The organism is Roseomonas sp. TAS13 (genome assembly GCF_001950415.1).
GTDB lineage: Bacteria > Pseudomonadota > Alphaproteobacteria > Acetobacterales > Acetobacteraceae > Roseomonas > Roseomonas mucosa.
Window position 1 is genome coordinate 1 of sequence record NZ_BDLP01000035.1, and the last position, 24275, is coordinate 24275.

Genomic DNA, 24275 nt, shown 5'->3' on the forward strand with positions numbered 1-24275 from the left:
GCAGAGCGGCGGCGTCTCGCTGATGCTCGATGGCGTGGCGGTGCCCCCGGCGCCCGGCGCCTTCCTCCAGGCGACGCCGGAAGGCGAGGCCGCAATCGTCGCGGCCGTGCTGGCGGCCCTGCCGCGCCGGCTGCCCGCCAAGGCCCGGATCGCGGATCTCTACGCAGGGGTGGGCACGCTGTCCCTTCCCCTGGCCCGCCATGCCCGGGTGGACGCTTTCGAGGGCGAGGCCGAGGCGGTCGCGGCGCTCGCCGCCGGCGCCAACAAGGCCATGCGCCGTGTCCAGGCGAAGCGCCGCGACCTCGCCCGGCAGCCGCTGCTGCCGGCCGAGCTCGCCGCCTATGCCGCCGTGGTGCTGGACCCGCCCTATGCCGGCGCCGCCGAGCAGATCGGCATCATCGCCCGGAGCCGGGTCGAGCGGGTGATCTACGTCTCCTGCAACCCCGTCGCCCTGGCGCGCGACGCGGCGCTGCTGAAACGCGGCGGCTGGCACGCCGTTTCCGCCGTGCCGGTGGACCAGTTCCTCTGGTCGCCGCACCTCGAATCGGTGGTGGCATTCGCCCGGGGCTGAGGGCATCTTGGCGGGCTGACCCCCGAGGTCCCCGCCCACACCTCCAATTTCCCGGATTCCAATCCAAGTTGCACGCCGACCCTACCCCCCTCCACACGGACACGGAGCAGACCCTCCCCGCCAGCCACTTTCCCCTCGGCCAGGCCGCCACCGGCTTCGCGGCGCTGATCGCCGTGCTCGCCTGGCTCGGGCTCGGGCTGCAGTTCATATCGCTGCTGGAGCGGACGCAGTCCGTCGTCACGGCGCTCTGGGTCCTGCTCGGCTATTTCACCATCACCACCAACCTCGTGGTGGCCACGGTCTTCAGCGGCATCGCCCTGCGCCGCCCCGGCTTCGCCGCGCCCGGCCTGGTCGGGGGCACGACGCTGGCGATCATGCTGGTGGGCGTGGTCTATGCGCTGCTGCTGCGCGGCCATGTGCCGGTGCTGGACGACGATCTCGCGCGCACCGCCAACATGCTGATGCATGACGCCATTCCGGCCCTGGTGCCGCTCTTCTGGCTGCTGTTCATGCCCAAGGGGCGGCTGCGCGGGCACGATCCGCTGATCTGGGCGATCTACCCGCTGGTCTATCTCGCCTATGCCCTGCTGCGGGGCGAGCTCGGCGGCCGATACGCCTATCCCTTCATCGACGTGGCGACGATCGGCTGGGCACGGACCGGGCTCAACACACTGGTCATCTCGGCCGGCTTCCTGGCCGTCGCCTTCGCCCTGGTGCGGCTGGATACGCGCCTCGCCCCCGCCGGGAGGGATGCCGAGGCGGAGGATGAAGTGGCGGTCTGACAACCGCCCCGGTCAGACGTGGAAGCTCTCGCCGCAGCCGCAGCGGCCCTTCTCGTTCGGGTTCACGAAGGTGAAGCCGGCGGACATGGTCTTCACCTCGTAGTCCATGGTGGTGCCGATCAGGAACAGCGTCGCCTTGCGGTCCACCAGGATGGTGATGCCCTTGTCCGTCACCACCTCGTCGCCCGGCCCGGGCTCGTCCACCCAGTTCAGGTCATAGGCCATGCCGGAGCAGCCCTTGGTCTTCACCGCGATCCGCAGGTACTTGCCGTTCTCACCGCTCTCGTAGAGGCGGCGCAGCCGCTCGGCGGCGGCGTCGGACAGCGACATCAGCGGCGGCAGGGACCGCTTCGGCCTGGACGTGGTCTCGGTCGTCGTGCTCATGGGGGGACAACCTCTCTCAGTACATGTTCAGGGCGAGGCGGGCATCCTCGCTCATCCGCGACGGGTCCCAGGGCGGGTCCCAGACGACCTCGACCTCCACATCGCTCACATTCGGCACGGTGCGGACCGCTTCCTCGACCATCGTGGGCAGTTCCTGCGCCGAGGGGCAGGAAGGCGTGGTCAGCGTCATCTCGACCTTGACCGTGCCGTCCTCGCCGATCTCCACCGCGTAGATCAGCCCCATCTCGTAGATGTCGACGGGGATCTCCGGGTCGAAGACCGTCTTCAGCGCGTTCAGCACGGCGTCTTCCTGCACGCCCTCGGGCGCGGCCGGCGGCACCTCGCCATCGGGCGTCCAGACGCCATGGGAACCGGTGGCCGGCTGCGGCGCGGCGGAACCGGCATTCTCCTCCGTCACGGGGGATTCCTTGGCGGGCGTGTCACTCACTCGACGCCTCCTTCGCGCCCTCCAGGGCGGCATTCAGCGTGTGCCAGGCGAGCGTCGCGCATTTCACGCGGCTCGGATACTCGGCGACACCGCCCAGAACCTGGAGACGCTCCATCTCCTCGGCAAGGTCGGCGCCACAATCGGGGCAGGTGCCTGTCATCGCCAGTTCGCGGAACTTCGTGCCCAGCTCCTTCGCCTCGGCGGCGCTCTTGCCGCGCACCGTTTCCGTCATCAGCGAGGCACTGGCCATGGAGATGGCGCAGCCCTTGCCCTGGAAGGCGGCGTCGGCGATGTGGCCGTCCCCGTCCAGCTTGACCCAGAGCTCCATCCGGTCGCCGCAGAGCGGGTTGTCGCCCCGTGCGTGGCGGTCGGCATCCTCCAGCCGGCGGAAGTTCCGCGGCTTGCGCCCGTGGTCCAGGATGACCTCCTGGTAGAGGTCGCGAAGATCGTCGAACATCAGTGCACTCCCCGGCCCCGCAGGGCAGAGCGGCCGGGCCCGGGACAGCCTGCCCCGGAACCGGGCCTCACGCGAAGAACTCCCGGGCCTTGGTCACGGCCTCGGCGAGATAATCCACCTCCTCATGCGTCGTGTAGAGGCCGAAGGAGGCGCGGCAGGTGCTCTCCACCCCGAAGCGGGCGTGCAGCGGTTCCGCGCAATGCCGCCCGGAGCGCACGCAGATCCCGGCCCGGTCCAGCAGCGTCGCGAGGTCGTGCGAATGGGCGTTGTCCAGGGAGAAGGCGAAGACCCCGCCCCGGTCCTGCGCCCGGCCCAGCAGGGTCACGCCGTCGATATTCCCCAGGCGCTTCATCGCATGGTCCACCAGGGAGCGCTCATGGGCCTCGATCGCCTCCATGCCGATCGCCTCGACATAGTCGATGGCGGCGTGCAGCCCGATCGCCTCGATGATCGGCGGCGTGCCGGCCTCGAAGCGCAGCGGCGGCTCGGCGAAGAGCGAGCGCTCCAGCGTCACCTCGGTGATCATGTCGCCGCCGCCCAGGAAGGGCGGCATCTGCTCCAGCACCTCCATCCGGCCGTAGAGGATGCCCAGCCCGGTGGGGCCGTAGAGCTTGTGCGCGGTGAAGACGTAGAAGTCGCAGCCCAGCGCCTGCACGTCCACCTTGCGGTGAACCGCGCCCTGCGAGCCGTCGAACATCACCCGCGCACCATGGGCATGGGCAAGGTCCACGATCCGCCGCGCCGGCACCACCGTGCCCAGCACGTTGGACATATGGGCGATGGAGACCAGCCCGACCTTCCCGTCGGCGAGCTTCGCCTCCAGGTCGGCCATGTCCAGCTCGCCCGCATCGGTGACGCGGCAGATGCGCAGCTCCACCCCATGCGCGTCCCGCAGCATCTGCCAGGGGACGAGGTTGGCGTGGTGCTCCATCTCGCTCACCAGCACCGCCTGCCCCGGCTTCAGCACGCCGCGCCCGAAGGAATGGGCGACGAGGTTGATGGCCTGGGTGGAGCCGGTACCGGTCAGCACGATCTCGCGCTCGTCGGCGGCGTTCAGGAAGCGCGCCGCGGCGCGGCGGGCGGCCTCGTAGGCCTCGGTCGCCTGCTCGCTGAGGTGATAGGCGCCGCGATGCACATTGGCATAGGCGGTCTCCATCATCTCCTTCATCGCCTCGATCACGGCGCGCGGCTTCTGGGCCGAGGCGCCGCTGTCGAGGAAGACCAGCGGCTTGCCGCGATGCGTGGTGGAAAGGATCGGGAAATCCTTCCGCACCCGCGCCACGTCGAAACCGGCGGAAGCAACCGAACCGTCCATGGCCTTTACGCCGCCTCCCCCTCGCCCGGCGTGCCGATGCCGTGGCGCGTCCACCAGATGGCGATCGCCTCCTCCAGCGCGGCCTTCGCCGTCTCGGAGGACACGATCTCGATCGCCTCCTCCAGGAAGGCGCGGACCAGCATCGCCCGCGCCGCATCGGCCGGGATGCCGCGCGAGCGCATGTAGAAGAGCTGCTCCTCGTCCAGCGCGCCGACCGTGGCGCCGTGCGAGCACTTCACGTCGTCGGCATAGATCTCCAGCTGCGGCTTGCTGTCCATCTCCGCCTGCTCGGACAGAAGCAGCGCCTGGTTCATCTGGTAGCCGTCGGTCTTCTGCGCCGCCTGCCGCACCAGGATCTTGCCCTGGAACACGCCGCGCGAACGCCCGGCCAGCACGGTCTTCACCGTCTGGCGGCTGGGGCAGTCCGGCGCCGCATGGTCGATGGCGGTGGTGATGTCCGCCACCTGCCCGTCGGCCGCGAGCTGTGCGCCGTTCAGGTGCGCTTCCGCCCTCGGCCCGTCCAGCCGCAGCCGGATCTCGGACCGCGCCACGCGCCCGCCGGCGTTCAGCGCGAAGCCGTCATAGACCCCGCGCGCCGCGACATGGACGTTGACATGGGCGAGGTGGAAGGCATCCACCGGCTCGCGCTGGGCACGGACATGCACGATGCGCGCGTCCTCCGCCACGGCGATGTCGAAGACCGGGTTGTGGAGGTGCTGGCTGCCCTCCGGCCCCATCGCCGTTTCCAGCAGCATCAGCGAGGCACCGCGCGCCAGGCGGATGACGTGGCGCGGGTGATAGGCCATGGCCACAGGGCCGGTCGCCACGGTCAGCAGCTCCAGCTCCCCGCCCCCGGCACCTTCCGGCAGGTCCAGGAACAGGCCGTCCTCGAAGAGCATGGCGTTCAGCGCCTCGGCCGGGCGCAGCGCGTCCACCTCGCCCAGCAGTCCGGCGGCCGCCACCAGATGCTCGCTCAGCGGGGCCGCGTAGGGCGGCAGCTCCGACAGCTCGGGCTGGAAGCGGCCGTCCAGGAAGACGGCGCGGTATTCGCAGCGCTTCGCCGGCAGGGGGGGGCCGCTTTCCACCGAAAGCAGCGGCTCGCGGAATTCCGCCCGGCTGACCGCGGTGATGTCCGTGTAGCGCCAGGCCTCGACGCGGCGCGTCGGCAGGCCGGTGGTACGCAGGATCTCCGCCGCCGCCTCGCGCAGCGCGTGGATGGCGGGGATGTTGCGGCCCGGCAGGCGGTCACGCAGCCCCTCGTAGCGGGCGAGGAAGCTGGTGCCGCCGGGCGTGTTGGCGGGGAGCGCGGTCACGCGGCCTCCTCGATCACCGTGGCATAGCCCTCGGCTTCCAGGCGATGCGCCAGCTCCGGCCCGCCGGAGGCGATGATCCGGCCATTGGCCAGCACATGCACCCGGTCCGGCACGATGTAGTCCAGCAGCCGCTGGTAGTGGGTGATCACCAGCGCCGAGAAATCCGGCCCGCGCTGGGCGTTCACGCCCTCGGCCACGATCTTCAGCGCGTCGATATCCAGGCCGGAATCCGTCTCGTCCAGGATGGCGAGCTTCGGCTGCAGCAGGGCCATCTGCAGCACCTCGTTGCGCTTCTTCTCGCCGCCGGAGAAGCCGACATTGACGCCGCGCTTCAGCATGTCCTCGGGCATGGACAGCTTCTTCATCCGGTCCCGCGCCAGCTTCAGGAACTGCATCGCGTCCAGCTCGCTCTCGCCGCGCGAGCGGCGCAGCGCGTTCAGCGCGGTGCGGAGGAAATTGGCATTGCCCACGCCGGGCAGCTCCACCGGGTACTGGAAGGCCAGGAACAGCCCCGCCGCGGCGCGCTCCTCAGGCTCCATCTCCAGGATGTCCTGTCCCTCGAACGCCGCCGTGCCGCCCGTCACCTCGTATCCCTCGCGCCCCGAGAGCACATAGGACAGGGTGGACTTGCCCGAACCGTTCGGGCCCATGATGGCATGCACCTCGCCCGTCGGCACCTCCAGGTCGATCCCGCGCAGGATCTCCTTGCCGTCGATCTCGGCCCGCAGCCCTTCAATCTTCAACATCGCTCTTATCCCATCCGGCGCCGGCGCGGCACACGCAGGTGCGCCACGGCCGGGCCTGTTCCTCTCTTGCCCCGAACGGGCGGATGCCTCAGCCCACCGAGCCTTCGAGGCTGATCGCCAGCAGCTTCTGCGCCTCGACGGCGAATTCCATCGGCAGCTCCTTCAGCACCTCGCGGCAGAAGCCGTTCACGATGAGGCCCACCGCCTCCTCCTGGTTCAGCCCGCGCTGGCGGCAGTAGAAGAGCTGGTCCTCGGCGATGCGCGAGGTCGTCGCCTCGTGCTCCACCTTGGCCGAGATGCAGCGGTTCTCGATATACGGCACGGTGTGCGCGCCGCACTGGTCGCCGATCAGCAGGCTGTCGCACTGGGTGAAGTTGCGGGCGTTCTTCGCCTTCGGGCTGATCTTCACCAGGCCGCGATAGGTGTTCTGCCCCTGCCCGGCGCTGATGCCCTTGCTCACGATGGTGGACTTCGTGTTGGCGCCCAGATGGATCATCTTGGTGCCGGTATCGGCCTGCTGCCAGTTGTTGGTGATGGCGACCGAGTAGAACTCGCCCACGCTGTCGTCGCCCTGCAGGATGCAGGACGGGTACTTCCAGGTGATGGCCGAGCCCGTCTCCACCTGCGTCCAGCTCACCTTGGAGCGCTTGCCGCGGCAGGCGGCCCGCTTGGTGACGAAGTTGTAGATGCCGCCCTTGCCGTTCTCGTCGCCCGGATACCAGTTCTGCACCGTGGAGTACTTGATGGTGGCGTCGTCATGCGCCACCAGCTCCACCACCGCGGCATGGAGCTGGTTCTCGTCGCGCTGCGGCGCCGTGCAGCCCTCCAGGTAGGAGACCGTCGCGCCCTCGTCGGCGATGATCAGGGTCCGCTCGAACTGGCCCGTGCTCTTGGCGTTGATGCGGAAATAGGTGGACAGGTCCATCGGGCAGCGCACGCCCTTGGGGATGTAGACGAAGGACCCGTCGGTGAAGACCGCCGAGTTCAGCGCCGCGAAGAAGTTGTCCCCCGCCGGCACCACCGTCCCCAGGTACTGCCGCACCAGCTCCGGATGCTCGCGCACCGCCTCGGAGATGGAGCAGAAGATGATCCCGTCCTTCTCCAGCCGCGCCTTATAGGTGGTGGCCACGGACACGCTGTCGAAGACCGCGTCCACCGCCACCGGCACGCGCCCGTCGTCCCGCTCCGCATCGGCCGGCATCTCGCCCGCGCCCTCGACGCCCGCCAGGATCGCCTGCTCCTTCAGCGGGATGCCCAGCTTGGCATAGGTCTTCAGCAGCTCCGGATCGACCTCGTCCAGCGACTTCGGCGCGGCCTTCTGCTTCGGCGCGGCGTAGTAGTAGGCGTCCTGGTAGTCGATCGGCGGGTACTTCACCGCGGGCCAGCGCGGCTCCTCCATCTTCTTCCAGGCGGCGAAGGCCTTGAGGCGCCAGTCGAGCAGCCATTCCGGCTCACCCTTCCGGGCGGAAATGAAGCGGACGATATCCTCGTTCAGCCCCTTGGGGGCCATGTCCATCTCGATATCCGTCTCGAAGCCCCACTTGTAGGTGGAGTGGGTGACGGACTGGACAGCGTCGATCGTCTCGGAGACGGCGGGCATCTCGTTGTCCTCGCTCTTTCAGCTACTGCGCGGCGGCGGGCACCGGCAAAGCGGCGCGGCCATGCGATTGACAGGGATTGGCCGTCAGGTCGGCCAGGGACACCGAAGCCAGGGCGTCGCGGATCGCGTCGTTCACCGGGTTCCAGCGCCCGCGCACGGGGCAGAGCGCCTCGGCGTCGCAACTGTTGACGGAGGCGTCCACGCAGGCGGTCAGCGCGATCGGCCCATCCATGGCGACCACCACCTCGGCCAGGGAGATACGTGACAGGGGCCGTGCCAGGCGGTACCCACCGCGCGAGCCGCGCACCCCTTCCACGAGGCCCGCATGGCCCAGGGTCTTGAGTACCTTGGACACCGTCGGCTCGCCCAGGCCGGTGCCGGCGGCGAGCTCCGGGGCCGTGCGCAACCCGCCCTCCTGGCCCAGCCGGGCCAGCACGGCGATGGCGTAATCCGTCAGTTTCGACAACCGCAGCACGGCAGGACCTCCGGCAGGGAGCGGAATACTGGACCTCTGGGGTCCGGTATGGCCCAGATGCGAGCCGGACTGCCGTTTGTCAAGCACGCGCAATGGTTTGAGAGACGTTCGCAACTCGCCGGACGGCCGGAAAGGACCCGCCATGCGCGCCCGACGCCGCATTTCCTTCCCGCCATGCCGGTGCCAAGCTGGACCCATGATCGTCCAGGACAGAACCGGCCCCGAACGCAACAAGGACGCCGCCGCGCGCCCCGCCGATGCCGCCTCCCTCATCCTCTGGCGGCAGTCCCGGCAGGGGGTGGAAGTACTGATGGGCCTGCGCAGCCGTGCCCACCGCTTCATGCCCGGCGTGCTGGTCTTCCCGGGCGGCAGGCTGGACCCGGCGGACCGGCGAACCCCCGCCCTCACCCCCCTCGCCGCCCCGACCCGGCAGGCCCTGGAACGCCGCGCCACGCCCCGCACCGCCCATGGCCTGGCCATCGCCGCGGCGCGGGAACTGCGGGAGGAAACCGGCCTCCTCCTGGGCGAGGCCGCGCCGGACGGCACGCTGCGCCCGGACCTCGCGCCGCTCGGCTATCTCTGCCGGGCCGTCACGCCCCCCACCATGCCGATCCGCTTCAACGCGCGCTTCCTGCTCGCCCCCGCCGAGGCGGTGCGCGGCAGCCTCGCCGGCTCCGGTGAGCTGGAGGAACTCGGCTGGTATCCGGTGGAGGGCAGCCCCGGCCATGCCCTGGCCCCCATCACCGCCTGCGTGCTGCGGGAGTTCCGCGCCCTCCTCGCCCTGCCGCCCGGGGCACGGGACGACCGGCCGCTCTTCCGCTTCGCCGGCTTCGACACCCGGCTGCCGGAACGCACCAGGTCCCGCCGGTGACCATCGCGGAATAGGATTTTATTCTTGCAACCCTGAATTGCATCCGGTAACCTCCCCGTGAGAGAGATGGAACTCCGGAATGCCGGCGATCACGGAGAAAGAGCTGCACGCCGCCATGCGCGACCCGCGCTACACCCAGTCCGGTCACCCCGAGAGCCATGCCTTCCGCGCCTGGGTCGGCGAGGGCTGGCGCCAGCTCGTCGCCGCCAACGAGGCAGGCCGGGGCGACGGGCAGCGCAGCCAGGTCCGCGTCCGCCCCTACCAGTGCCAGCGCAACGGCCATGCGGAACAGGTCAGTGGCTACACCCAGTCCCGCGCCTCCGGCCGGGGCGAGGCGGCCCATGCCCCCAGCCCCGCCAACGATCCCCAACCCGCCGCCCCGGCAGCGCCCGCCAACGGCAACCAGCCGGAAAAGCGGGTGGTGATCTTCGTGGGCGGGGCGGGGGATAAGTCGCTGTCGGGGACTGTGGAGAGGTACCAGGCTACATTCACCGGGCGGCATCACGTCGGAAGCAAGTACTTCGCACACGATCAGGCGGATGAAATTCGGCGGTACATTGAGGGCCAGCCCTCTGGCACGAAAGTCTCCTTAATTGGCCACAGCTACGGTGGTGACACGGCCATCGAAGTGGCCGGCAAGCTGGCGCAGGAAGGCCATAAGATCGACACGCTGGTGACGGTCGATCCGGTGGGCAGCCGACGGAATTCGGCGGACTTCCTCATCTGGGCGAAACAAGGGGCAGACCGCTGGATCAATGTGAACGCGACGGGAGGAAGTGCGCTGGAATTCTCGAACGCCGTAGCGGGCCTCGGCGGTGCCTACAATGAGCGTCCGCAGCAGTACGCGGACGTCCACTTCAACGTTGCTGCAACCCATGGGAGCTTTCCTGCTCTGTTGGAAGGCCGGAATTCCGACGGGTATCGCGCGTTGGATGCGGCACTAGGCACTTGGTCCGCTCCCCGCGCGACGGGGAGCGCGCCGTGACCCGCTCCGCCCTCCGCCTCGCCGCCGCGCTCCTCCCGCTCACCCTGCCCGGCTGTGCCGTCTGGAGCTTCATGCTCGGCTCGCCACGCATCCACGACCTGCGCTTCGAGAGCATCGAGGTGACGGATCTCAGGGACCATCCGGAATTCTGGTCCGCATCGGATAGGCTGCCCTCGCAGCCCATGCCCACATTGCTCGTGCGCTTCTCCACAGCGCACGACCTGGCCGCGATTTATGCCGACGGCGGCCATACGATCTTCGCTGACCTGTCGATCTGCACGGAAGGCCGGTTCGACGAGAACCGGCTGCTCACGGGGGACACTTTCGTCTACGATGAGCAGGGTTACGTCATGAATACCCTGGGGCGCCCTCCTTCGCAGCAACGGCGCGCCGATGGCCTCATCGTGTCCTACTTCTTCCCCGACATCGTATCGCAGGCCGGGAAATACTCTGTCGGTTTGGAGCCCGACCCCCGCTACGTCACGCGCGACCTGCGCCGCGACCCGGCCGACCTCTGCTTCCACCTCCTTGGCGGCACGATGGCGTTCACCTCCTACACCTCCAACACCGCCATCATCCCGGCCGAGGCCCTGCGCGCCGCCTTCGCCCGCAGGCGCGTGCCGTGACCCCGCCCCGGCGCAATCCGCGCGACCTCCCGGAGAACGCGGCGCTCGGCCGCTGGCCCGCCACCGGGGCGAGGCCGTAGGCCGCCATGATCGCCCGCACGCTCCGCCTCGCCGCCGCGCTCCTCCCGCTCACCCTGCCCGGATGCGCCGTCTGGAGCTTCATGCTCGGCTCGCCACGCATCCACGACCTGCGCTTCGAGAGCATCGAGGTGACGGATTTCAGGGATCATCCGGAATTCTGGTCCGCATCGGATAGGCTGCCTTCGCAGCCTATGCCCACATTGCTCGTACGCTTCTCCACCGCGCACGACCTGGCGCGGGTCTATGCCAATGGTGGCCACACCATCTTGGCCGCCGTGTCGCTCTGCACCGACGCCCGGTTCGACGGGGATCGGCTGCTCACGGGCAGCCGCTCCGTTCGCACCGCGGCGGGAGACGTCATGACGGCAGGTCTGGACCCACCGCCACTGCCCCGGCGGGCCGATGGCCGCATCGTTTACAGCTTCTTCCCCGACATCGTGTCGCAGGCCGGGAAGTACAGAACCGGCGACATCCCTGACCCGGAATATGTCAGCCGCGACCTGCGCCACGACCCGGCTGATCTCTGCTTCCGCCTCCGGGGCGGCACGATGGCCTTCACCTCCTACACCTCCAGCACCGCCACCATCCCCGCCGAGGCCCTGCGCGCCGCCTTCGCCCGCGACACGCCCCCGGCCATACCCCCTGCCGCACCGGGAACCACGCCGTGATCCGCCCCGGCTCCCACCCGGCCCTTCCGCCCCACCCCGCTGCCGGCCCGGCTGGCCTCCCGCGCCGGATGCCCTATGGTGCGGCCACGATCCCCCGCCGGCCGGCCCACCAACCCGGGCGCGGGGCATTTGTCCGAAACCGTCCTCAGCAGGAAAACTGAACGCCATGGAAACACGCGCCGCGGTGGCCTGGGCCGCCGGAAAGCCCCTGACCATCGAGACCGTGCGGGTGGAAGGCCCGAAGCCCGGCGAGGTGCTGGTGGAGATCATGGCCACCGGCGTCTGCCACACCGACGCCTACACCCTTTCCGGCGCGGATTCGGAGGGCAAGTTCCCCGCCATCCTGGGGCATGAGGGCGCGGGCATCGTGCGCGAGGTCGGCGCCGGGGTCACCAGCGTGAAGGTGGGCGACCACGTCATTCCGCTCTACACGCCGGAATGCCGCAACTGTAAGTCCTGCCTGTCGCAGCGGACGAACCTCTGCACCGCCATCCGCTCGACCCAGGGCCAGGGCGTGATGCCCGACGGCACCAGCCGCTTCCATTGCGAGCCGGCGGGCGGCGCGCCGGCGAGGAGCCAGGCGAGCGGCGACACCGTCTTCCACTACATGGGCTGCTCGACCTTCGCGAACTTCACCGTGCTGCCGGAGATCGCGGTGGCCAAGGTCCGCGAGGACGCGCCCTTCGACAAGATCTGCTACATCGGCTGCGGCGTCACCACCGGCATCGGCGCGGTGATCAACACCGCCAAGGTCTGGCCCGGCGCCAATGTCGTGGTCTTCGGCCTGGGCGGCATCGGGCTGAACGTCATCCAGGGTGCGCGCATGGTGGGCGCCGACAGGATCGTCGGCGTGGACCTCAACCCCGCCAAGGTCGAGATGGCGAAGCGCTTCGGCATGACCGACTTCATCAATCCGACCGAGGTGGGCAACGACAAGGTGGTCCAGGCCATCCTCGACATCACCGGCGGCGGCGCGGATTTCTCCTTCGACTGCACGGGCAACGTGAACGTCATGCGGCAGGCGCTGGAATGCTGCCATCGCGGCTGGGGCGAGAGCATCGTCATCGGCGTGGCCGAGGCGGGCAAGGAGATCAGCACCCGCCCCTTCCAGCTCGTCACCGGCCGCGTCTGGAAGGGCTCGGCCTTCGGCGGCGCGCGCGGCCGCACCGACGTTCCGAAGATCGTGGACTGGTACATGGAGGGCAAGATCGAGATCGACAGCCTGATCACCCACACCATGCCGCTCGACCAGATCAACCACGCCTTCGACCTGATGCACGAGGGCAAGTCCATCCGCAGCGTCATCGTCTACTGATGGAGATCCTTTCCCGCACGCGGAGCTTCGGCGGCACGCAGCTTGTGTGCCGCCACGACAGCACGGTGACCGGCACGCCGATGCGCTTCGGCCTCTACCTGCCGCCGCGAGCCGGCGAGGCGGGGGCGAAGCTCCCCCTCCTCTGGTTCCTGTCCGGCCTCACCTGCACCGAGGCCAACTTCACCGAGAAGGCCGGCGCCCAGCGCCTCGCCGCCGAGCTCGGGCTGATCCTCGTGGTGCCCGATACCTCGCCGCGTGGCGAGGGCGTGGCCGACGACCCGGCCTATGACCTGGGCCAGGGCGCGGGCTTCTACCTCGACGCCACCGAGGCGCCCTGGGCGCCGCATTTCCGCATGGAAAGCTGGATCGCGAGCGAGCTGCCCGGGATCGTTTCGGCGGAGTTCCCGGCGGATATGGGGCGGCAGGCGGTCACCGGCCATTCCATGGGCGGCCATGGCGCGCTGACCCTGGCGCTGCGGCACCCCACGCGCTTCCGGTCGGTCTCCGCCTTCGCCCCGATCGTCTCGCCCCTGCGCTGCCCCTGGGGGGAGAAGGCGCTTACCGCCTATCTCGGCCCCGACCGCGCCACCTGGCGCGGCCACGACGCCACGGCCCTGATCGAGGACGGCGCCCGCCTGCCGGAGATCCTGGTGGACCAGGGCACGGCCGACCCCTTCCTGGAAAGCCAGCTCAAGCCGGACCTGCTGCGGGAGGCCTGCGGCAAGGCCGGCATCCCGCTGACCCTGCGGATGCAGGAGGGCTACGACCACTCCTACTACTTCATCAGCAGCTTCATGGACGACCATCTCCGCTGGCACGCGGAGCGCCTCGCGGCGGACTAGGCCGGCCGGCACCCGCGGCCGGAGCCCGGCCGCGGGCAGGGGTGCCCACTGCGGAGGCACCGCATGGCTGGCAGGCCCGGTGCGCTCCCGGTTTCCCGCCCGGCGGCTGTGGCCTTCCCCCACGCCGCAGGCGATAACCGAATTCCTTCCGACGCCGCCCCGCGCATGAGGACCTGATGAGCGCCGCCCTTTCCGATGCCATGACCGACCTCACCGAGACGCTGCCGGAGCGCGTCCGCGGCCTGGGCAGCAGCCAGATCGCCGAGGTGGCCGACCTCGCCCGCGAGGACCCCGCGGTCATCAAGCTCTGGATCGGCGAGGGCGACCTCCCCACCCCGGATTTCGTGACCGAGGCGGTGGTGCAGGCGCTGCGCGAGGGCCATACCCGCTACACCTATTCCCTGGGCCTGCCCCGGCTGCGCCAGGCGCTGGCCGACTACCACCGCCGCCACTGGGGGGTGGAGGTCGCGCCGTCGCGCTTCTCCGTGACCTCGGGCGGCATGAACGCGGTGATGCAGGCCTTCCAGGCGGTGCTGGAGCCGGGCGACGAGGTCGTCCATCCCTCCCCCGCCTGGCCGAACCTGCTGGAGGCCGCGCGCATCTGCGGCGGCGTGCCCGTGCCGGTCAGCTATCGCCGCAAGGCCGATGGCGGCTTCGTCCTGTCGCTGGAGGACCTCTTCGCGGCGGTGACGGCGCGCACGAAGGTCATCGTCATCAACTCGCCCTCCAACCCCACGGGCTGGGTGATGCCGCGCGCGGACATGGAAAGGCTGCTGGCCTTCGCCCGGGAGCGGGGGATCTGGATCCTCTCCGACGAGGTGTACAACCACTTCACCTACGGCAACGCCATCGCCCCCTCCTTCCTGGAGATCGCACGCCCCGACGACCGGCTGCTGGTGACCAACACCTTCAGCAAGAACTGGGCGATGACCGGCTGGCGCGCAGGCTGGGTGGTCTATCCGCAGGGGCTGGACGCCACCTTCGCCAAGCTGAACCAGTACAACACCACCTCGATCCCGACCTTCGTGCAGCACGCGGCGATCGTGGCGCTGGAACAGGGCGACGGCTTCATCCGCAAGATGGTCGGCCGCTGCGCCGAGAGCCGCCAGATCTTCGTGGACGGCCTGTCCCGCCTGCCCGGCGTGACGCTGAGCGTGCCGGATGGCGCCTTCTACCTGTTCTTCTTGGTGGAGGGGGAGAAGAGCGCCCTCGACCTCGCCAAGCGCGTGCTGCGCGAGGCCAGGGTGGGCCTGGCGCCCGGCACCGCCTTCGGCCCGGCGGGCCAGGGCTGCCTGCGCCTCTGCTTCGCCATCTCGCCCGAACTGGCGCGCGAGGCGATGGCGCGGCTGGAGGGCTTCTTCACCCGCCGCTGAGGCGCCGGAACAGGCCGGGGCGCGCCAGCCCGCCGGGCGGCGCGGCCCGGCCGCCGCGCGCCGCCCCTGGGCACGGGTGGTGCCGGGCGGGCGGGCGTGGGCAGTGAGACACGGACTGGGGGGCACGGCCGGATGGCCGCACCCCGGTACGGGCCTGGCCTGGGGAGGCGCTCAATCCTCCTCGTATTCCTCGTCCTCGTCATCCTCGACCAGCGGCACGAGGAACATGATGACCGGCCCGTCATCCTCCTCGTCCTCCTCGTCCTCTTCCTCCAGCTCCACCTGGCGGAACTCGGCGATCTCCTCCTCGGTGGCCGCGCGCCACTTCAGCGGGGCCTCGCCGTCCCAGAGGGGGCCGTCCTCGCTTTCCAGGTCCAGAAGGTCGTCGCGGAACTCCTTGCCCTCGAAGATCTCGCGGGCCTCGTCTTCCCCCGCGTCGGTGATGGCAACCGGCTTGCCGCCGATCTCAAGCGTGAACATGGCTGGTTCCTTGCCTCCGGCAGCGCATTGCCGCTCCCGGTAGTTTCGATCGGGCCGCGGCGATTCCAAGGGGAGCCGCCGCGATCTGTCCCGGCAAGCGGAGCGGGGCTTGCGCCCCCCGCTCTAGCCGCAGGCGCCGCCGCGGGAAATGGCGACGGCACCGATTCGTGGGAATGTCACCGGCTCCCTGCCCGGCGGCAAGCCCTTTCCTGTCCCCGTGGGCCGGGCGGGCCGGTCAGCCGGGCGTGGCACGGAAGCCACCGCCCTCCCGCCGCGCCCGTCCCTCCGCCACCAGCTTCAGCAGGTGCGCGAGCAGGCTGCGTGCCGCCCCGCGCACGAGGCGCGGGTCCAGCGACGGTCCATAGACCGGCGGCACCAGATCCTCCGCGCTCGCCGTGCCCGCCGCGCGCAGCGCCGCCAGCACCTTCGCCTCGCGTGCCTCCCGGTGCCGGATCAGCGCGGCGAGGAAGGGCCTGGGCTGCGGCAGGACGGGGCCATGGCCGGGCAGCATCAGCCGGTCGTCCCGTGCCGCGATCCGGGCCAGGGAACGCATGTAGTCCGCCATGTCGCCGTCCGGCGGCGAGACGACGCTGGTGGACCAGGACATGGCGAGGTCGGCACTGAAGAGCAGCCCCGGCCCCTCCGTCACGAAGCAGAGATGGTTGGCGCAATGTCCCGGCGTGTGCAGGGCGCGCAGGCGCCAGCCCTCGCCTTCCACCGCGTCGCCCTCGGCCAGCAGCGCGTCCGGGCGGAAGCCGTGGTCCGCCCCCATCCCCCCGGCCTCCGGCGGGGTGGGATGCGCGCCAAAGGCCAGCACCGGCGCACCGGTCGCGGCGGCCAAGGCCGGGGCGCCTTCCGAATGGTCGAGATGCGTATGGGAAACGAGGATGCGGGCGATCCGCTCGCCCCGCGTGGCGCGCAGGATGGCCGCGCGATGCGCCGCATCCTCCGGTCCGGGGTCGAGCAGCGTGACCTCCCCCCGCCCGATCAGCCAGGTGTTGGTGCCGCGGAAGGTGAGCGGCCCGGCATTGCCGCAGAGGATGCGCCGCACCGCGGGCTGGCCGGGGGCCGGGGCGACGGCCTCCCGCGCCTCGCCGGGCGGCAGGTCGTCCCCGGTGAGGAAGGGGATGCTCATTCGCCGGCCACCGCCTCGCTGGGCTTGGCGCGGGGCTCGGCCACCGGCCCGGGCCTTGCGTGGCCCGGCAGGATGGCGAGGCCGGCACCCACGATGAGGAGCGCGCCCAGGATCATCACCAGCGAGGGGGCATCGCCGAAGACGGTCCAGCCGATGATCGTCGCCCAGATCAGCCCGCAATAGGTATAGGGGCCGAGCGCCGAGACCTGGGCGGAGGCGAAGGCTTCCGTCTGCAGCACCTGGGCCAGCCCGCCCAGCGTGCCGAGCAGGACCAGCAGGCCGAACTGCCCCCATGTCGGCGTCACCCAGACGAAGGGCAGCGCGCAGGTCATGATCCCCGTCATCAGGATGGCCTGCCAGAGCGTGATGGTGGAGCTGCTCTCGGTGGCGGAAAGCTGGCGGATCTGGAGCGTGGTCAGCGCCGAGACCAGCCCCTGCGTCACCGCCGCCACATAGGCCCAGCCGGGGGCGCTGCCGCCGCCCAGCCCGCCCTGCCCCAGCGCCACCGTCACGACGCCGAGAAAGCCGACCAGCACCGCCAGCCAGCGCCGCCGGTCCGGCTGCTCGCCCAGGAAGGGGATGGCCAGGATCGTGATGAAGAGCGGCTGCGTGTAGCCCAGCACCTGCTGCTCCGCGAGCGGCAGCACGCTCACCGCCAGGAAGGACAGGCTCATCGCCACCAGCCCGGTGCTGGCCCGGACCACATGGCCGCCGAAGCGCCGCGTGCGCAGCGTGATCGTGCCGCGCGAGGCGATCAGCAGCACCATCGGCAGCGAGAACAGGTTGCGGAAGAACATCAGCTCGGGAACCGGGATGGTGCTGCCGAGCTGCTTCACCAGCGCGTTCATCAGCTGCCAGATCAGCCCGGCCGCGACGATCAGCAGGGCCCCGCGCCGCAGGTCGTGCCTCATGCCGCCGTCCTCGCCGCCAGGCGCGCCGGGGCGGCGGCACCCTTGCCGTCCGCCCGGCTTTCCATCCGCCGCTTCTCCCGCGCCCGGATGCGCTCCCGGTGCAGGTTGTACAGGCCGGCGCAAACCACCACGCCGGCGCCGGCGAAGGTCGTCCAGGCGGGCATGTCGCCCCAGATCACGAAGCCCAGTGCGGTGCCCCAGAGGATCGGGGTGTATTCCAGCGGCGCCAGCGTCGCGACCGGCGCGATCGCATAGCCCCGGGCCAGCAGGTAGTGCGCCAGCCCATGCGCCAGCCCGCACATCGCCACCAGCGCCAGGGCGAAGAGCGAGGGCCATTCCTCCGGCAGCGGGAAGAAGGGCAGCATCAGCAGCCCGGCCGGAAGCTGCCCGAACATCAGCCAGAAGGTGATGGTGGTCGGCTTGTCCGTGCGCGCCAGGACACGGGTCCAGATCCGCGTCATCGCCAGCATGGCGACCGCGACCAGGATCAGCACGGTGTTCAGCCCCCAGAGCGCGCCGCCCGGCTGGAACATGAACAGCACGCCGAGGAAGCCGATGCCCGTGCTGGTCCAGCGCCGCCAGCCCACCGTCTCCCCCAGCATGGGGATGGCGAGCAGGGTGAGCATCAGCGGCGCGGTGGCGGCCACCGCGTAGGTGTCCCCCAGGGCCAGGCCGTGCCGCCAGGCGATGTAGTAGAGCGCCGTCGCCACGACGTTCAGCAGCCCGCGCCAGAAGATCAGGCGTCCGTTCACCGGCCAGATCCGCCCCGGCCCGCCGGGACGGCAGACGCCGGCCATGAGCCCCACGGCGAGCGTGCCAAACAGCCCGCGCCAGATCATGGCGCCCGCGGTGCCGAGCTCGGGCAGCGCCCATTTCATCGAGGCGTCGGAGAGGGAGAAGACAAGGTAGCTCAGGGCGACGAAGCCGATCCCCCGAACGGCGTCGTCGATGGGCGTTGTCACGCCGGCCTTGCTGGACACGAAATCACTCCCCCTTCCCGGCGCTGTGGCCGGTGATTTCTTTCAGGGTGGTATTTTGTAGGACGAGTTCGCGCCGCAGGGCATGTGCGGGACACGCTGATCTGCCCCGCGCGGCGCCGAAAATCCCCGCACTGTGTCCTGGCGCACCGTTCCCCCGCCCGTTTCCTGGCCGCCGCTGCCTCCCGGACAGGCAGGCGGCGCCGCGGCGGGGTTCCGCGCGCGCCGCGCCGCCTCAGTTGTCCCGGACATAGAGGCGGTAGCCCTCGATCTCGCCCTCCTGGTGGTAGTGCCGCCAGGTCGCGGCGAAGAGCGGGTGGCGGGAGAAGTATTCGGCGAAGTCGAATTCCCGCCCGCACCAGGGAATGCCCGGGTTGCGGTCGATCAGCACCGCGGCCGGGGGCGCCTTCGCGAAATCCTCCGCCACGGTGCGGTAGACGAAGAATTCCGCCCGGCTCATCTCCCAGGGCTGGCGGTAGCGTTCGCCGCTGTCCGGGCAGGTCCGGTACACGCCCTGCAGCAGCCACATGTTCATGGTGCGCAGCGTGGACTGCACATGCGCATAGTTCAGCGCCGGATAGACCGGATAGATGTCGGGGCTGATGATCAGCAGCCGCTCGCCATAGGCCTCGTGCTTGAGCCAGGCGGTCAGCCGCCCGGCCTTGCTGTCCTCGAAGCCGATCTCGCGGAAGGGCGCCTCGCCGCCGCGCAGGGCGAAGAGGGCGAGTCCCGCCGTGGCCAGCAGCGCCAGCCCGGGCGCCGCCCGCCGCGCCGTGGCCAGCGGCAGGACGGAATCCGCCGCGCGCGCCGCCAGCAGCCCGGCCAGCACGCCGCCCAGCATCAGCACCGGCGCGACATGGTAGGTCCAGCCCTTGTGCTGCACCCAGGCGGACAGGAAGGCGCCCAGCGCCGCCGCCGCCAGCACCCGCGCCAGGGGGCCGCCCGTGGCGCGGAAGGCGAGCGGCAGCAGCACCAGCAGCAGGGCCGCCGCGACGGCGAGGTTGGGCGTGAACAGCACCGCCCAGGCGCTCTGCCCGCCGAGATCCAGGTAGTACTGCCAGACCAGCGGCACGACATAGCCGAGATAGGCCGGGAAGATCAGCGGGATGGCCGCGAGATAGGCCAGCCAGACCGCGGCCATCGCCCAGGGCGCCGGGTCCCGCAGGGCGCGGCGCGGCCCGCGCCGCAGCAGCACCAGCGCCTCCACCAGCAGGGGCACGGCCAGGAAATGCGGCTTCAGCGCGAAGCCCAGCGCGGCAAGCAGCGTGGTGCCGAGCCAGAGCCCGCGCGCGGTGCGCCGCCCCTCCATCCGACGCGCGGCCAGCAGCGCATAGGGCAGCGCCGCCGTGCCCATCAGAACCTCCCGCTGCCCGAAGTCGTAGCCGATCACCAGCATCGCCAGCGGCAACAGCCCGGTCAGCACCGCCGCCTCCACCGTGCCCTCGGCCCGCCCCTCGCGCAGCCGCAGGCAGAGCCACAGGCTCAGCCCGGCCAGGGCGAGCAGGCAGAGCTGCAGCGCCTGCACCCCGTCCAGCGGCGTCCAGGCCGCGATCGCCGCCGGGACCAGGTTCAGCGAGAAGATCAGCGGCGGGTTGACGTCAATCAGGTCCACATAGAGCCGCTCCCCGGCGAACCAGCGCTCGGAGAAGTTCAGCACCGCCGCCACGTCGTGGTTCAGGGGCGGCGACAGCACCGCGAGCAGGAAGAGCAGCGCGGGCAGATGCACCGCCAGGCGCAGCAGCCGTGCCCGCAGGCGCGCGGCGGCCGGGGAGGCGGTGGAAGAAAGGCCGCCCGTCTTGGGCGCGGCGCCCGTGACAGCCCCCGTCATGGCGCCTGTCATGGCCTCCGCCATGGTCCGGGCCAGGGCATGGGCCTTGGGAGAGGGCGGCGGGGCGCCGGAAGGAAGTCCTGGGGCGTAGCCCGGTGCGGCCGGGCCGTTCTGGTGTGGAGGCGGTTTCATCGTCCGGCGGAACAGGAAGCGGGGGCGGTCACATCCGCGGGAGAATTCCTGGCAGACGAATGCGGCGCTGGCGAGGCGGGACCGCCTTGTGGCAGCCGCGGCCCCGGCGAATAATCTGCGCCGTGGAGCCCACCGAATACACGCTGATGGACGAGGCCGAGGAAGGCATGTGGTGGTACCGCGCCATCCATGCCCGGCTGGCCCATGCCCTGGCCGCCCTGCCGCCCGGCGCCCGCGTGCTGGATGCCGGCTGCGGCACGGGCGGCTTCCTGCGGCGGCTGGAGGGCACGCTGCCCCGGCTGCGGCGCACCGGGCTGGAATACGACGCCGCCGCCGCCCGGAGGGCCGCCGCCAAGTCCGGCGCCGCCGTGGCCTGCGGCGACGTCAACCGCCTGCCCTTCGCCGATGGCAGCTTCGACGCCGTGGTGTCGGTGGACGTGCTGTGCCACCGGGGCGTGGCCGAGTCCCTGGCCCTGGCCGAGTTCCACCGCGTCCTGGCGCCGGGCGGCCGGGTGATCCTGAACCTGCCGGCCTTCGAGTGGCTGCGTTCGGCCCATGACACGCGGGTCCACAACGCCCGCCGCTACACCGCGCCCGCCGCCCGGCGCCTGCTGGCCGGGGCGGGTTTCGGCGCCATCGAGACGCGCTACTGGAACAGCCTGCTGCTGCCGCTGATGGTGGCGCAGCGGAAGATCCTGTCGCGGGGCGAGGATGCCCCCAGCGATGTCGCGCCCTTTCCGCCCTGGCTGGATGCCGCGCTGACGGCCGTGGACCGCGCCGAGCGGCGCCTCCTCGCCGCCGGGGCCCGCTTTCCCGCCGGGGGTTCCGTGCTGGCGGTGGCCGCGCGGCCCTGAAGGGGTCTTCCGGCCCGCCGCGTCATCCTGTCACTTGCGCCGGTGCCACACGCGGTGGTTGATATCGCCCACGGCTTGCACCCGCGCCCCACCGGGATTCCGCGCTGCACCGGCCGGCACAGCGGGGACAGGCTTGAGATTCCTCTTTCTGGGCAGCACCTTCCGGGCGCTCGACAACCTCGCCCCCGCCATGGCGGTGTTGCGCGCGGGTGGCCATGCCTGCCGCAGCCTGCTCTATCCCCTGCCCGGCGATGCCTCGCGCGACCGCTTCGCCGGCTGGCCGGAAGGCACGCACCGGGTGCTGGAACATGCCGCCGGAACCGTGGCGGAATACGCCGACCACGCCCGCTCGCCCGGCTTCCTGGAGGAGATCGCGGCGGAAATCGAGGACTTCCGGCCCACCGCCTTCGTGCTGGCGGTGAACACCCTGCCCTTCGCCCGGCTCCGCGCGGACCTGCGGGAACGCCTGCCGCGCGCGCCTCTCTGGGTCGGCGTCCAGCATGGGCTGGTGCAGCGCTGGGAGGAGATGAACCGGCACGACACCTGCGACGCCTTTCTGGCCTTCGGCCCGCGCGACCTGGGGCGGCTGGCGCCCTGGCTGCGCGCCCGCGCGCGGGTGGCCGGCCTGCCGAAGCTGGACCGGCTGGCGGAACAGCCCGTCACCGACCGGGGCTTCCTGCTCTATGTCGCCGATGCGCGTCCCACCGCCGTGGAGGCGGTGAACCGGCTACTGACCGTGCTGGAGGCCCGGCTGGAGCGTCCCGTTCTGGTGCGCGACCATCCCGCCCGCCCGGGCCTCTACCGCCCCGGGGCCAGCCTGCCGCGCGACCCGGGCTTGCAGGCGCTGGTCGAGGCCGGGGACCCGATCCCGGCCCTGGCGGCCTGCTCGGCGGTGCTGACCAACTATTCCACCCTGGGGCTGGAGGCCCTGGCCCTGGGCAAGCCGCTGGTCTCGCTGCCGCTGGACGATGCCCTCGAAGCCTTCGGGGGCATCCCCGGCCTCGCCGCCTCGCTGGAGCCGGAGGTCGTGCTCGACGCGCTCCGCCGGGCACGGGAGGATGGCGCGGCGGTGGACCGGTTCCTGGAGGATGCCGCCGGTGGCCGCGCGCCGCATCATGCGCTCCGCATGGCGCGAATACTGGAAAGCCTGGCGCGGGCGCACCGGCGCCGTGCCGGGAGGCCCGCGCCGGACCGGCGCCCCGCCGCCCGGCTGCCCCTCCGCCTCGGCGTGGAGTCGACCGCCTATCCGGCGGAGGGACGGCTGGCGCTGCGGGGCTTCGTCGCGGCGGACCCGCCGGTCACCCGGATTCGCCTGCGCCAGGGCGGGAAGCCGCTGGGCGAGGCCGAGGTGACCGGCCGCCGCCCGGATCTGGCGGATGCCTTCGCGGATTACGGGCGCATCGCGGTCGGCTGGCAGTTGGACTGCCCGCTGCCCCGGACCCCCGGGCTGCTGGAGGCCGAGTTTCTCGACGGGACGGGACCCCGCGGCACCCGGACCCTGCACCCCCGCGTGGCGGTTGCCGCTGTGCGGTGAGACCTGCCGCATCTTTCCGGATGGGCTGTCGCAGATCCGGAGCGCGACGGTCATTTTTTGGCCTAAAGAGAGCGCCATCATCCACCCTGGTCGCCCATTCCCGGGCTGCCATCTCCAGGCCGCGTTCCGCCGGCGAGAAGGACGACCCCGTCATGTTCCCCCTGCCCTCCGCACCGGCCGTGGCCCCGGCCCTGGATGGCTTCCAAGGCCTCAGCATCGTCGTTCCCGTCTATCGCGGCGCGGCCACGGTGGGCCGGCTGGTGGAGGCGCTGTCCGCCCTGCGCCCCGCCGGCGGCATCGAGATCATCCTGGTGAACGACGGCAGCCCGGACAATTCCGGCGATGTCTGCCGGCGCCTGGTGGAGACGGCCACGGTGCCGCTCACCTATATCGAGCACTCCCGCAACTTCGGCGAGCATAACGCGGTCATGAGCGGATTGCGCCGGACCCGCGGCAGCTACGTCATCACCATGGATGACGACCTGCAGAACCCGCCGGAGGAGGTCGTGCGGCTCTACGACCACGCCCGGCTCGGCGGCTGGGACGTGGTCTACACGCGCTATGCCGAGAAGAAGCACGAGGCCTGGCGCAACATCGGCTCGCGCTTCGCCAACAAGGTGGCCGACAGCCTGCTGGACAAGCCGGCCGGGCTCTATCTCTCCTCCTTCCGCTGCATGTCCGCCCTCGTGGTGGAGAACATCACCCGCTACACCGGCCCCTATCCCTATATCGACGGGCTGATCATGCAGGTGACGCAGCGGATCGATTCCATCGAGGTCCGCCACCTCGCCCGCGCCGAGGGCCGCTCCAACTACACGCTGCGCCGGCTGGTCCGGCTCTGGCTGAACCTCGCCACCTCCTTCTCGGTGAAGCCGCTGCGCATGGCCGGGCTGGCCGGCATCGCCATGGGCCTGCTGGGCCTGCTCGGCGTCTGCTGGGTGGTGGCCGAGACCTTCGTCCACGGCATGCCCTCGGGCTGGCCCTCGCTGATGGTGGTCACGCTGCTGATCGCGGGCGTGCAGTTCGTCATCCTGGGCGTGCTGGGCGAGTATGTCGGCCGCGCCTTCCTGTCCGCCAACGGCAAGCCGCAGGGCGTGGTGCGGGAGGAGCTGCGGGCCAGGCCGGAGATGCCGCCCCAGGAGCACGGCGCGGCGGCCGTTCTGCGGGATGGTGCCGAAGTCCGATGATGCCTTCCTGGATCGCGCTCGCCGCGGCGATCGCCACCTCGCTGTTCGGCCAGGTCCTGCTCAAGGCGGGAACGCTGGGCGAGGGCGGCTTCCTCACCCAGCTCTTCCGCTGGCAGACCATCATCGGCCTCGGCGCCTATGGCGGCGCGGCGCTGCTCTACATCGTGGCGCTGCGCAAGCTGCCGATGAGCGTGGCGCTGCCCTGCACCGCCGTCTCCTATGTCGCGGTCGCGGCCATCGGGCACTTCGCCTTCGGCGAGATGCTGGGCCCGGCCAAGGTGGCGGCGCTGGGGCTGATCTGCGCCGGGGTCGCCCTGCTGGCCGTGGCCTGAGCCGTGGCGCGGCGGCTGGCCGGGGCGGCGGGGCGTTTCGCCTTCCCCTGGGC

The 24275-nt window shown here is 71.0% G+C and carries 25 protein-coding genes and 1 pseudogene; 13 read left to right on the top strand and 13 right to left on the bottom strand.

All coding sequences use genetic code 11. The features are described from left to right. Both ROTAS13_RS05130 and ROTAS13_RS05135 read left to right on the top strand, forming a co-directional pair. A pseudogene (locus tag ROTAS13_RS05130) lies at positions 1-571 on the top strand (methyltransferase); the annotation flags it as partial. A gap of 68 nt (positions 572-639) precedes the next feature. Further along, on the top strand, positions 640-1353 hold the full coding sequence (locus tag ROTAS13_RS05135) for a Pr6Pr family membrane protein (RefSeq protein ID WP_019462697.1): 714 nt from the start codon (positions 640-642) through the stop codon (positions 1351-1353). A 12-nt stretch (positions 1354-1365) separates the two neighbouring features. On the opposite strand, the gene ROTAS13_RS05140 is transcribed toward ROTAS13_RS05135, so the two are convergent. From ROTAS13_RS05140 to ROTAS13_RS05175, 8 genes are all read right to left on the bottom strand, one after another. After that, positions 1366-1737, bottom strand: coding sequence for an iron-sulfur cluster assembly accessory protein (locus tag ROTAS13_RS05140; protein ID WP_019462696.1), 372 nt, complete (start codon positions 1735-1737; stop codon positions 1366-1368). A 16-nt stretch (positions 1738-1753) separates the two neighbouring features. Continuing rightward, positions 1754-2155 carry an SUF system Fe-S cluster assembly protein gene (locus ROTAS13_RS05145; RefSeq protein ID WP_019462695.1) on the bottom strand — a complete coding sequence of 134 codons (402 nt, stop codon included), beginning with the start codon at positions 2153-2155 and terminating at the stop codon, positions 1754-1756. 22 nt (positions 2156-2177) lie between these two features. Then, the gene (gene sufU, locus ROTAS13_RS05150) at positions 2178-2642 is read right to left on the bottom strand and encodes a Fe-S cluster assembly sulfur transfer protein SufU (protein WP_019462694.1); all 465 of its coding nucleotides are present in this window, start codon (positions 2640-2642) and stop codon (positions 2178-2180) included. A gap of 67 nt (positions 2643-2709) precedes the next feature. Then, a complete protein-coding gene (locus tag ROTAS13_RS05155) occupies positions 2710-3957 on the bottom strand; it encodes an aminotransferase class V-fold PLP-dependent enzyme (RefSeq protein WP_075821728.1) in 1248 nt (415 codons plus the stop codon). Between the two features lie 5 nt (positions 3958-3962). Next, complete coding sequence (gene sufD / locus ROTAS13_RS05160) at positions 3963-5270, bottom strand: Fe-S cluster assembly protein SufD (RefSeq protein ID WP_019462692.1); 1308 nt, start codon at positions 5268-5270, stop codon at positions 3963-3965. After that, the gene (gene sufC, locus ROTAS13_RS05165) at positions 5267-6016 is read right to left on the bottom strand and encodes a Fe-S cluster assembly ATPase SufC (protein ID WP_058390279.1); all 750 of its coding nucleotides are present in this window, start codon (positions 6014-6016) and stop codon (positions 5267-5269) included. Before sufC ends, sufD begins: the two co-directional genes overlap by 4 nt. A gap of 88 nt (positions 6017-6104) precedes the next feature. After that, entirely contained in the window at positions 6105-7616 is a 1512-nt protein-coding gene (gene sufB, locus ROTAS13_RS05170; protein ID WP_027297225.1) for a Fe-S cluster assembly protein SufB, read from the bottom strand. 22 nt (positions 7617-7638) lie between these two features. Continuing rightward, positions 7639-8091: an SUF system Fe-S cluster assembly regulator gene (locus ROTAS13_RS05175; protein ID WP_026033487.1), complete on the bottom strand. Its 453-nt coding sequence runs from the start codon at positions 8089-8091 to the stop codon at positions 7639-7641. A 196-nt stretch (positions 8092-8287) separates the two neighbouring features. Between ROTAS13_RS05175 and ROTAS13_RS05180 the strand changes: the two genes are divergently transcribed. From ROTAS13_RS05180 to ROTAS13_RS05210, 7 genes are all read left to right on the top strand, one after another. Continuing rightward, positions 8288-8962, top strand: coding sequence for an NUDIX domain-containing protein (locus tag ROTAS13_RS05180; RefSeq protein WP_075821729.1), 675 nt, complete (start codon positions 8288-8290; stop codon positions 8960-8962). Between the two features lie 79 nt (positions 8963-9041). Continuing rightward, complete coding sequence (locus tag ROTAS13_RS05185) at positions 9042-9947, top strand: hypothetical protein (protein WP_075821730.1); 906 nt, start codon at positions 9042-9044, stop codon at positions 9945-9947. Continuing rightward, entirely contained in the window at positions 9944-10573 is a 630-nt protein-coding gene (locus ROTAS13_RS05190) for a hypothetical protein (protein WP_115359341.1), read from the top strand. Before ROTAS13_RS05185 ends, ROTAS13_RS05190 begins: the two co-directional genes overlap by 4 nt. A gap of 86 nt (positions 10574-10659) precedes the next feature. Continuing rightward, the gene (locus ROTAS13_RS28410; RefSeq protein ID WP_075821731.1) at positions 10660-11322 is read left to right on the top strand and encodes a hypothetical protein; all 663 of its coding nucleotides are present in this window, start codon (positions 10660-10662) and stop codon (positions 11320-11322) included. 166 nt (positions 11323-11488) lie between these two features. Then, on the top strand, positions 11489-12637 hold the full coding sequence (locus ROTAS13_RS05200; protein WP_019459507.1) for an S-(hydroxymethyl)glutathione dehydrogenase/class III alcohol dehydrogenase: 1149 nt from the start codon (positions 11489-11491) through the stop codon (positions 12635-12637). Continuing rightward, the gene (fghA, locus tag ROTAS13_RS05205; RefSeq protein WP_058389387.1) at positions 12637-13479 is read left to right on the top strand and encodes an S-formylglutathione hydrolase; all 843 of its coding nucleotides are present in this window, start codon (positions 12637-12639) and stop codon (positions 13477-13479) included. Before ROTAS13_RS05200 ends, fghA begins: the two co-directional genes overlap by 1 nt. A gap of 176 nt (positions 13480-13655) precedes the next feature. Continuing rightward, complete coding sequence (locus tag ROTAS13_RS05210; protein WP_058389388.1) at positions 13656-14852, top strand: pyridoxal phosphate-dependent aminotransferase; 1197 nt, start codon at positions 13656-13658, stop codon at positions 14850-14852. A gap of 171 nt (positions 14853-15023) precedes the next feature. Here ROTAS13_RS05210 and ROTAS13_RS05215 read toward each other — a convergent pair whose 3' ends face one another. The 5 genes from ROTAS13_RS05215 to ROTAS13_RS05235 all read right to left on the bottom strand — a co-directional run bounded on the left by ROTAS13_RS05215 (position 15024) and on the right by ROTAS13_RS05235 (position 20183). Continuing rightward, positions 15024-15332, bottom strand: a complete 309-nt coding sequence (locus tag ROTAS13_RS05215; protein ID WP_019459510.1) for a hypothetical protein — start codon at positions 15330-15332, stop codon at positions 15024-15026. Positions 15333-15567: 235 nt separating this feature from the next. Then, entirely contained in the window at positions 15568-16467 is a 900-nt protein-coding gene (locus tag ROTAS13_RS05220; RefSeq protein WP_058389389.1) for an MBL fold metallo-hydrolase, read from the bottom strand. After that, positions 16464-17378: a DMT family transporter gene (locus ROTAS13_RS05225; protein ID WP_075821732.1), complete on the bottom strand. Its 915-nt coding sequence runs from the start codon at positions 17376-17378 to the stop codon at positions 16464-16466. Before ROTAS13_RS05225 ends, ROTAS13_RS05220 begins: the two co-directional genes overlap by 4 nt. Beyond that, complete coding sequence (locus ROTAS13_RS05230) at positions 17375-18358, bottom strand: DMT family transporter (protein ID WP_075821733.1); 984 nt, start codon at positions 18356-18358, stop codon at positions 17375-17377. Before ROTAS13_RS05230 ends, ROTAS13_RS05225 begins: the two co-directional genes overlap by 4 nt. A gap of 232 nt (positions 18359-18590) precedes the next feature. Beyond that, a complete protein-coding gene (locus ROTAS13_RS05235) occupies positions 18591-20183 on the bottom strand; it encodes a hypothetical protein (RefSeq protein ID WP_252571193.1) in 1593 nt (530 codons plus the stop codon). 254 nt (positions 20184-20437) lie between these two features. On the opposite strand from ROTAS13_RS05235, the gene ROTAS13_RS05240 reads away from it, so the two are divergent. The 4 genes from ROTAS13_RS05240 to ROTAS13_RS05255 all read left to right on the top strand — a co-directional run bounded on the left by ROTAS13_RS05240 (position 20438) and on the right by ROTAS13_RS05255 (position 24222). Then, positions 20438-21169, top strand: coding sequence for a bifunctional 2-polyprenyl-6-hydroxyphenol methylase/3-demethylubiquinol 3-O-methyltransferase UbiG (locus ROTAS13_RS05240; RefSeq protein WP_019459515.1), 732 nt, complete (start codon positions 20438-20440; stop codon positions 21167-21169). Positions 21170-21302: 133 nt separating this feature from the next. Next, on the top strand, positions 21303-22703 hold the full coding sequence (locus tag ROTAS13_RS05245) for a hypothetical protein (protein WP_075821734.1): 1401 nt from the start codon (positions 21303-21305) through the stop codon (positions 22701-22703). A gap of 152 nt (positions 22704-22855) precedes the next feature. Then, positions 22856-23890 (top strand): glycosyltransferase family 2 protein, encoded by a 1035-nt coding sequence (locus ROTAS13_RS05250; RefSeq protein ID WP_019459517.1) that lies wholly within the window; start codon positions 22856-22858, stop codon positions 23888-23890. Next, positions 23887-24222, top strand: a complete 336-nt coding sequence (locus tag ROTAS13_RS05255; protein ID WP_019459518.1) for a multidrug efflux SMR transporter — start codon at positions 23887-23889, stop codon at positions 24220-24222. Before ROTAS13_RS05250 ends, ROTAS13_RS05255 begins: the two co-directional genes overlap by 4 nt. The last annotated feature ends 53 nt before the right edge of the window (positions 24223-24275 follow it).

Excerpts from the sequence above, each read along its gene's own strand:
- sufB (WP_027297225.1), bottom strand. The coding sequence starts at position 7,616 with ATGCCCGCCGTCTCCGAGACGATCGACGCTGTCCAGTCCGTCACCCAC.
- ROTAS13_RS05210 (WP_058389388.1), top strand. The coding sequence starts at position 13,656 with ATGAGCGCCGCCCTTTCCGATGCCATGACCGACCTCACCGAGACGCTG.
- ROTAS13_RS05255 (WP_019459518.1), top strand. The coding sequence starts at position 23,887 with ATGATGCCTTCCTGGATCGCGCTCGCCGCGGCGATCGCCACCTCGCTG.
- ROTAS13_RS05200 (WP_019459507.1), top strand. The coding sequence starts at position 11,489 with ATGGAAACACGCGCCGCGGTGGCCTGGGCCGCCGGAAAGCCCCTGACC.
- sufC (WP_058390279.1), bottom strand. The coding sequence starts at position 6,016 with ATGTTGAAGATTGAAGGGCTGCGGGCCGAGATCGACGGCAAGGAGATC.
- ROTAS13_RS05250 (WP_019459517.1), top strand. The coding sequence starts at position 22,856 with ATGTTCCCCCTGCCCTCCGCACCGGCCGTGGCCCCGGCCCTGGATGGC.
- ROTAS13_RS05235 (WP_252571193.1), bottom strand. The coding sequence starts at position 20,183 with ATGACGGGGGCTGTCACGGGCGCCGCGCCCAAGACGGGCGGCCTTTCT.
- ROTAS13_RS05220 (WP_058389389.1), bottom strand. The coding sequence starts at position 16,467 with ATGAGCATCCCCTTCCTCACCGGGGACGACCTGCCGCCCGGCGAGGCG.
- ROTAS13_RS05180 (WP_075821729.1), top strand. The coding sequence starts at position 8,288 with ATGATCGTCCAGGACAGAACCGGCCCCGAACGCAACAAGGACGCCGCC.
- ROTAS13_RS05185 (WP_075821730.1), top strand. The coding sequence starts at position 9,042 with ATGCCGGCGATCACGGAGAAAGAGCTGCACGCCGCCATGCGCGACCCG.
- ROTAS13_RS05215 (WP_019459510.1), bottom strand. The coding sequence starts at position 15,332 with ATGTTCACGCTTGAGATCGGCGGCAAGCCGGTTGCCATCACCGACGCG.
- ROTAS13_RS05225 (WP_075821732.1), bottom strand. The coding sequence starts at position 17,378 with ATGAGGCACGACCTGCGGCGCGGGGCCCTGCTGATCGTCGCGGCCGGG.
- ROTAS13_RS05155 (WP_075821728.1), bottom strand. The coding sequence starts at position 3,957 with ATGGACGGTTCGGTTGCTTCCGCCGGTTTCGACGTGGCGCGGGTGCGG.
- sufU (WP_019462694.1), bottom strand. The coding sequence starts at position 2,642 with ATGTTCGACGATCTTCGCGACCTCTACCAGGAGGTCATCCTGGACCAC.
- fghA (WP_058389387.1), top strand. The coding sequence starts at position 12,637 with ATGGAGATCCTTTCCCGCACGCGGAGCTTCGGCGGCACGCAGCTTGTG.
- ROTAS13_RS05140 (WP_019462696.1), bottom strand. The coding sequence starts at position 1,737 with ATGAGCACGACGACCGAGACCACGTCCAGGCCGAAGCGGTCCCTGCCG.
- ROTAS13_RS28410 (WP_075821731.1), top strand. The coding sequence starts at position 10,660 with ATGATCGCCCGCACGCTCCGCCTCGCCGCCGCGCTCCTCCCGCTCACC.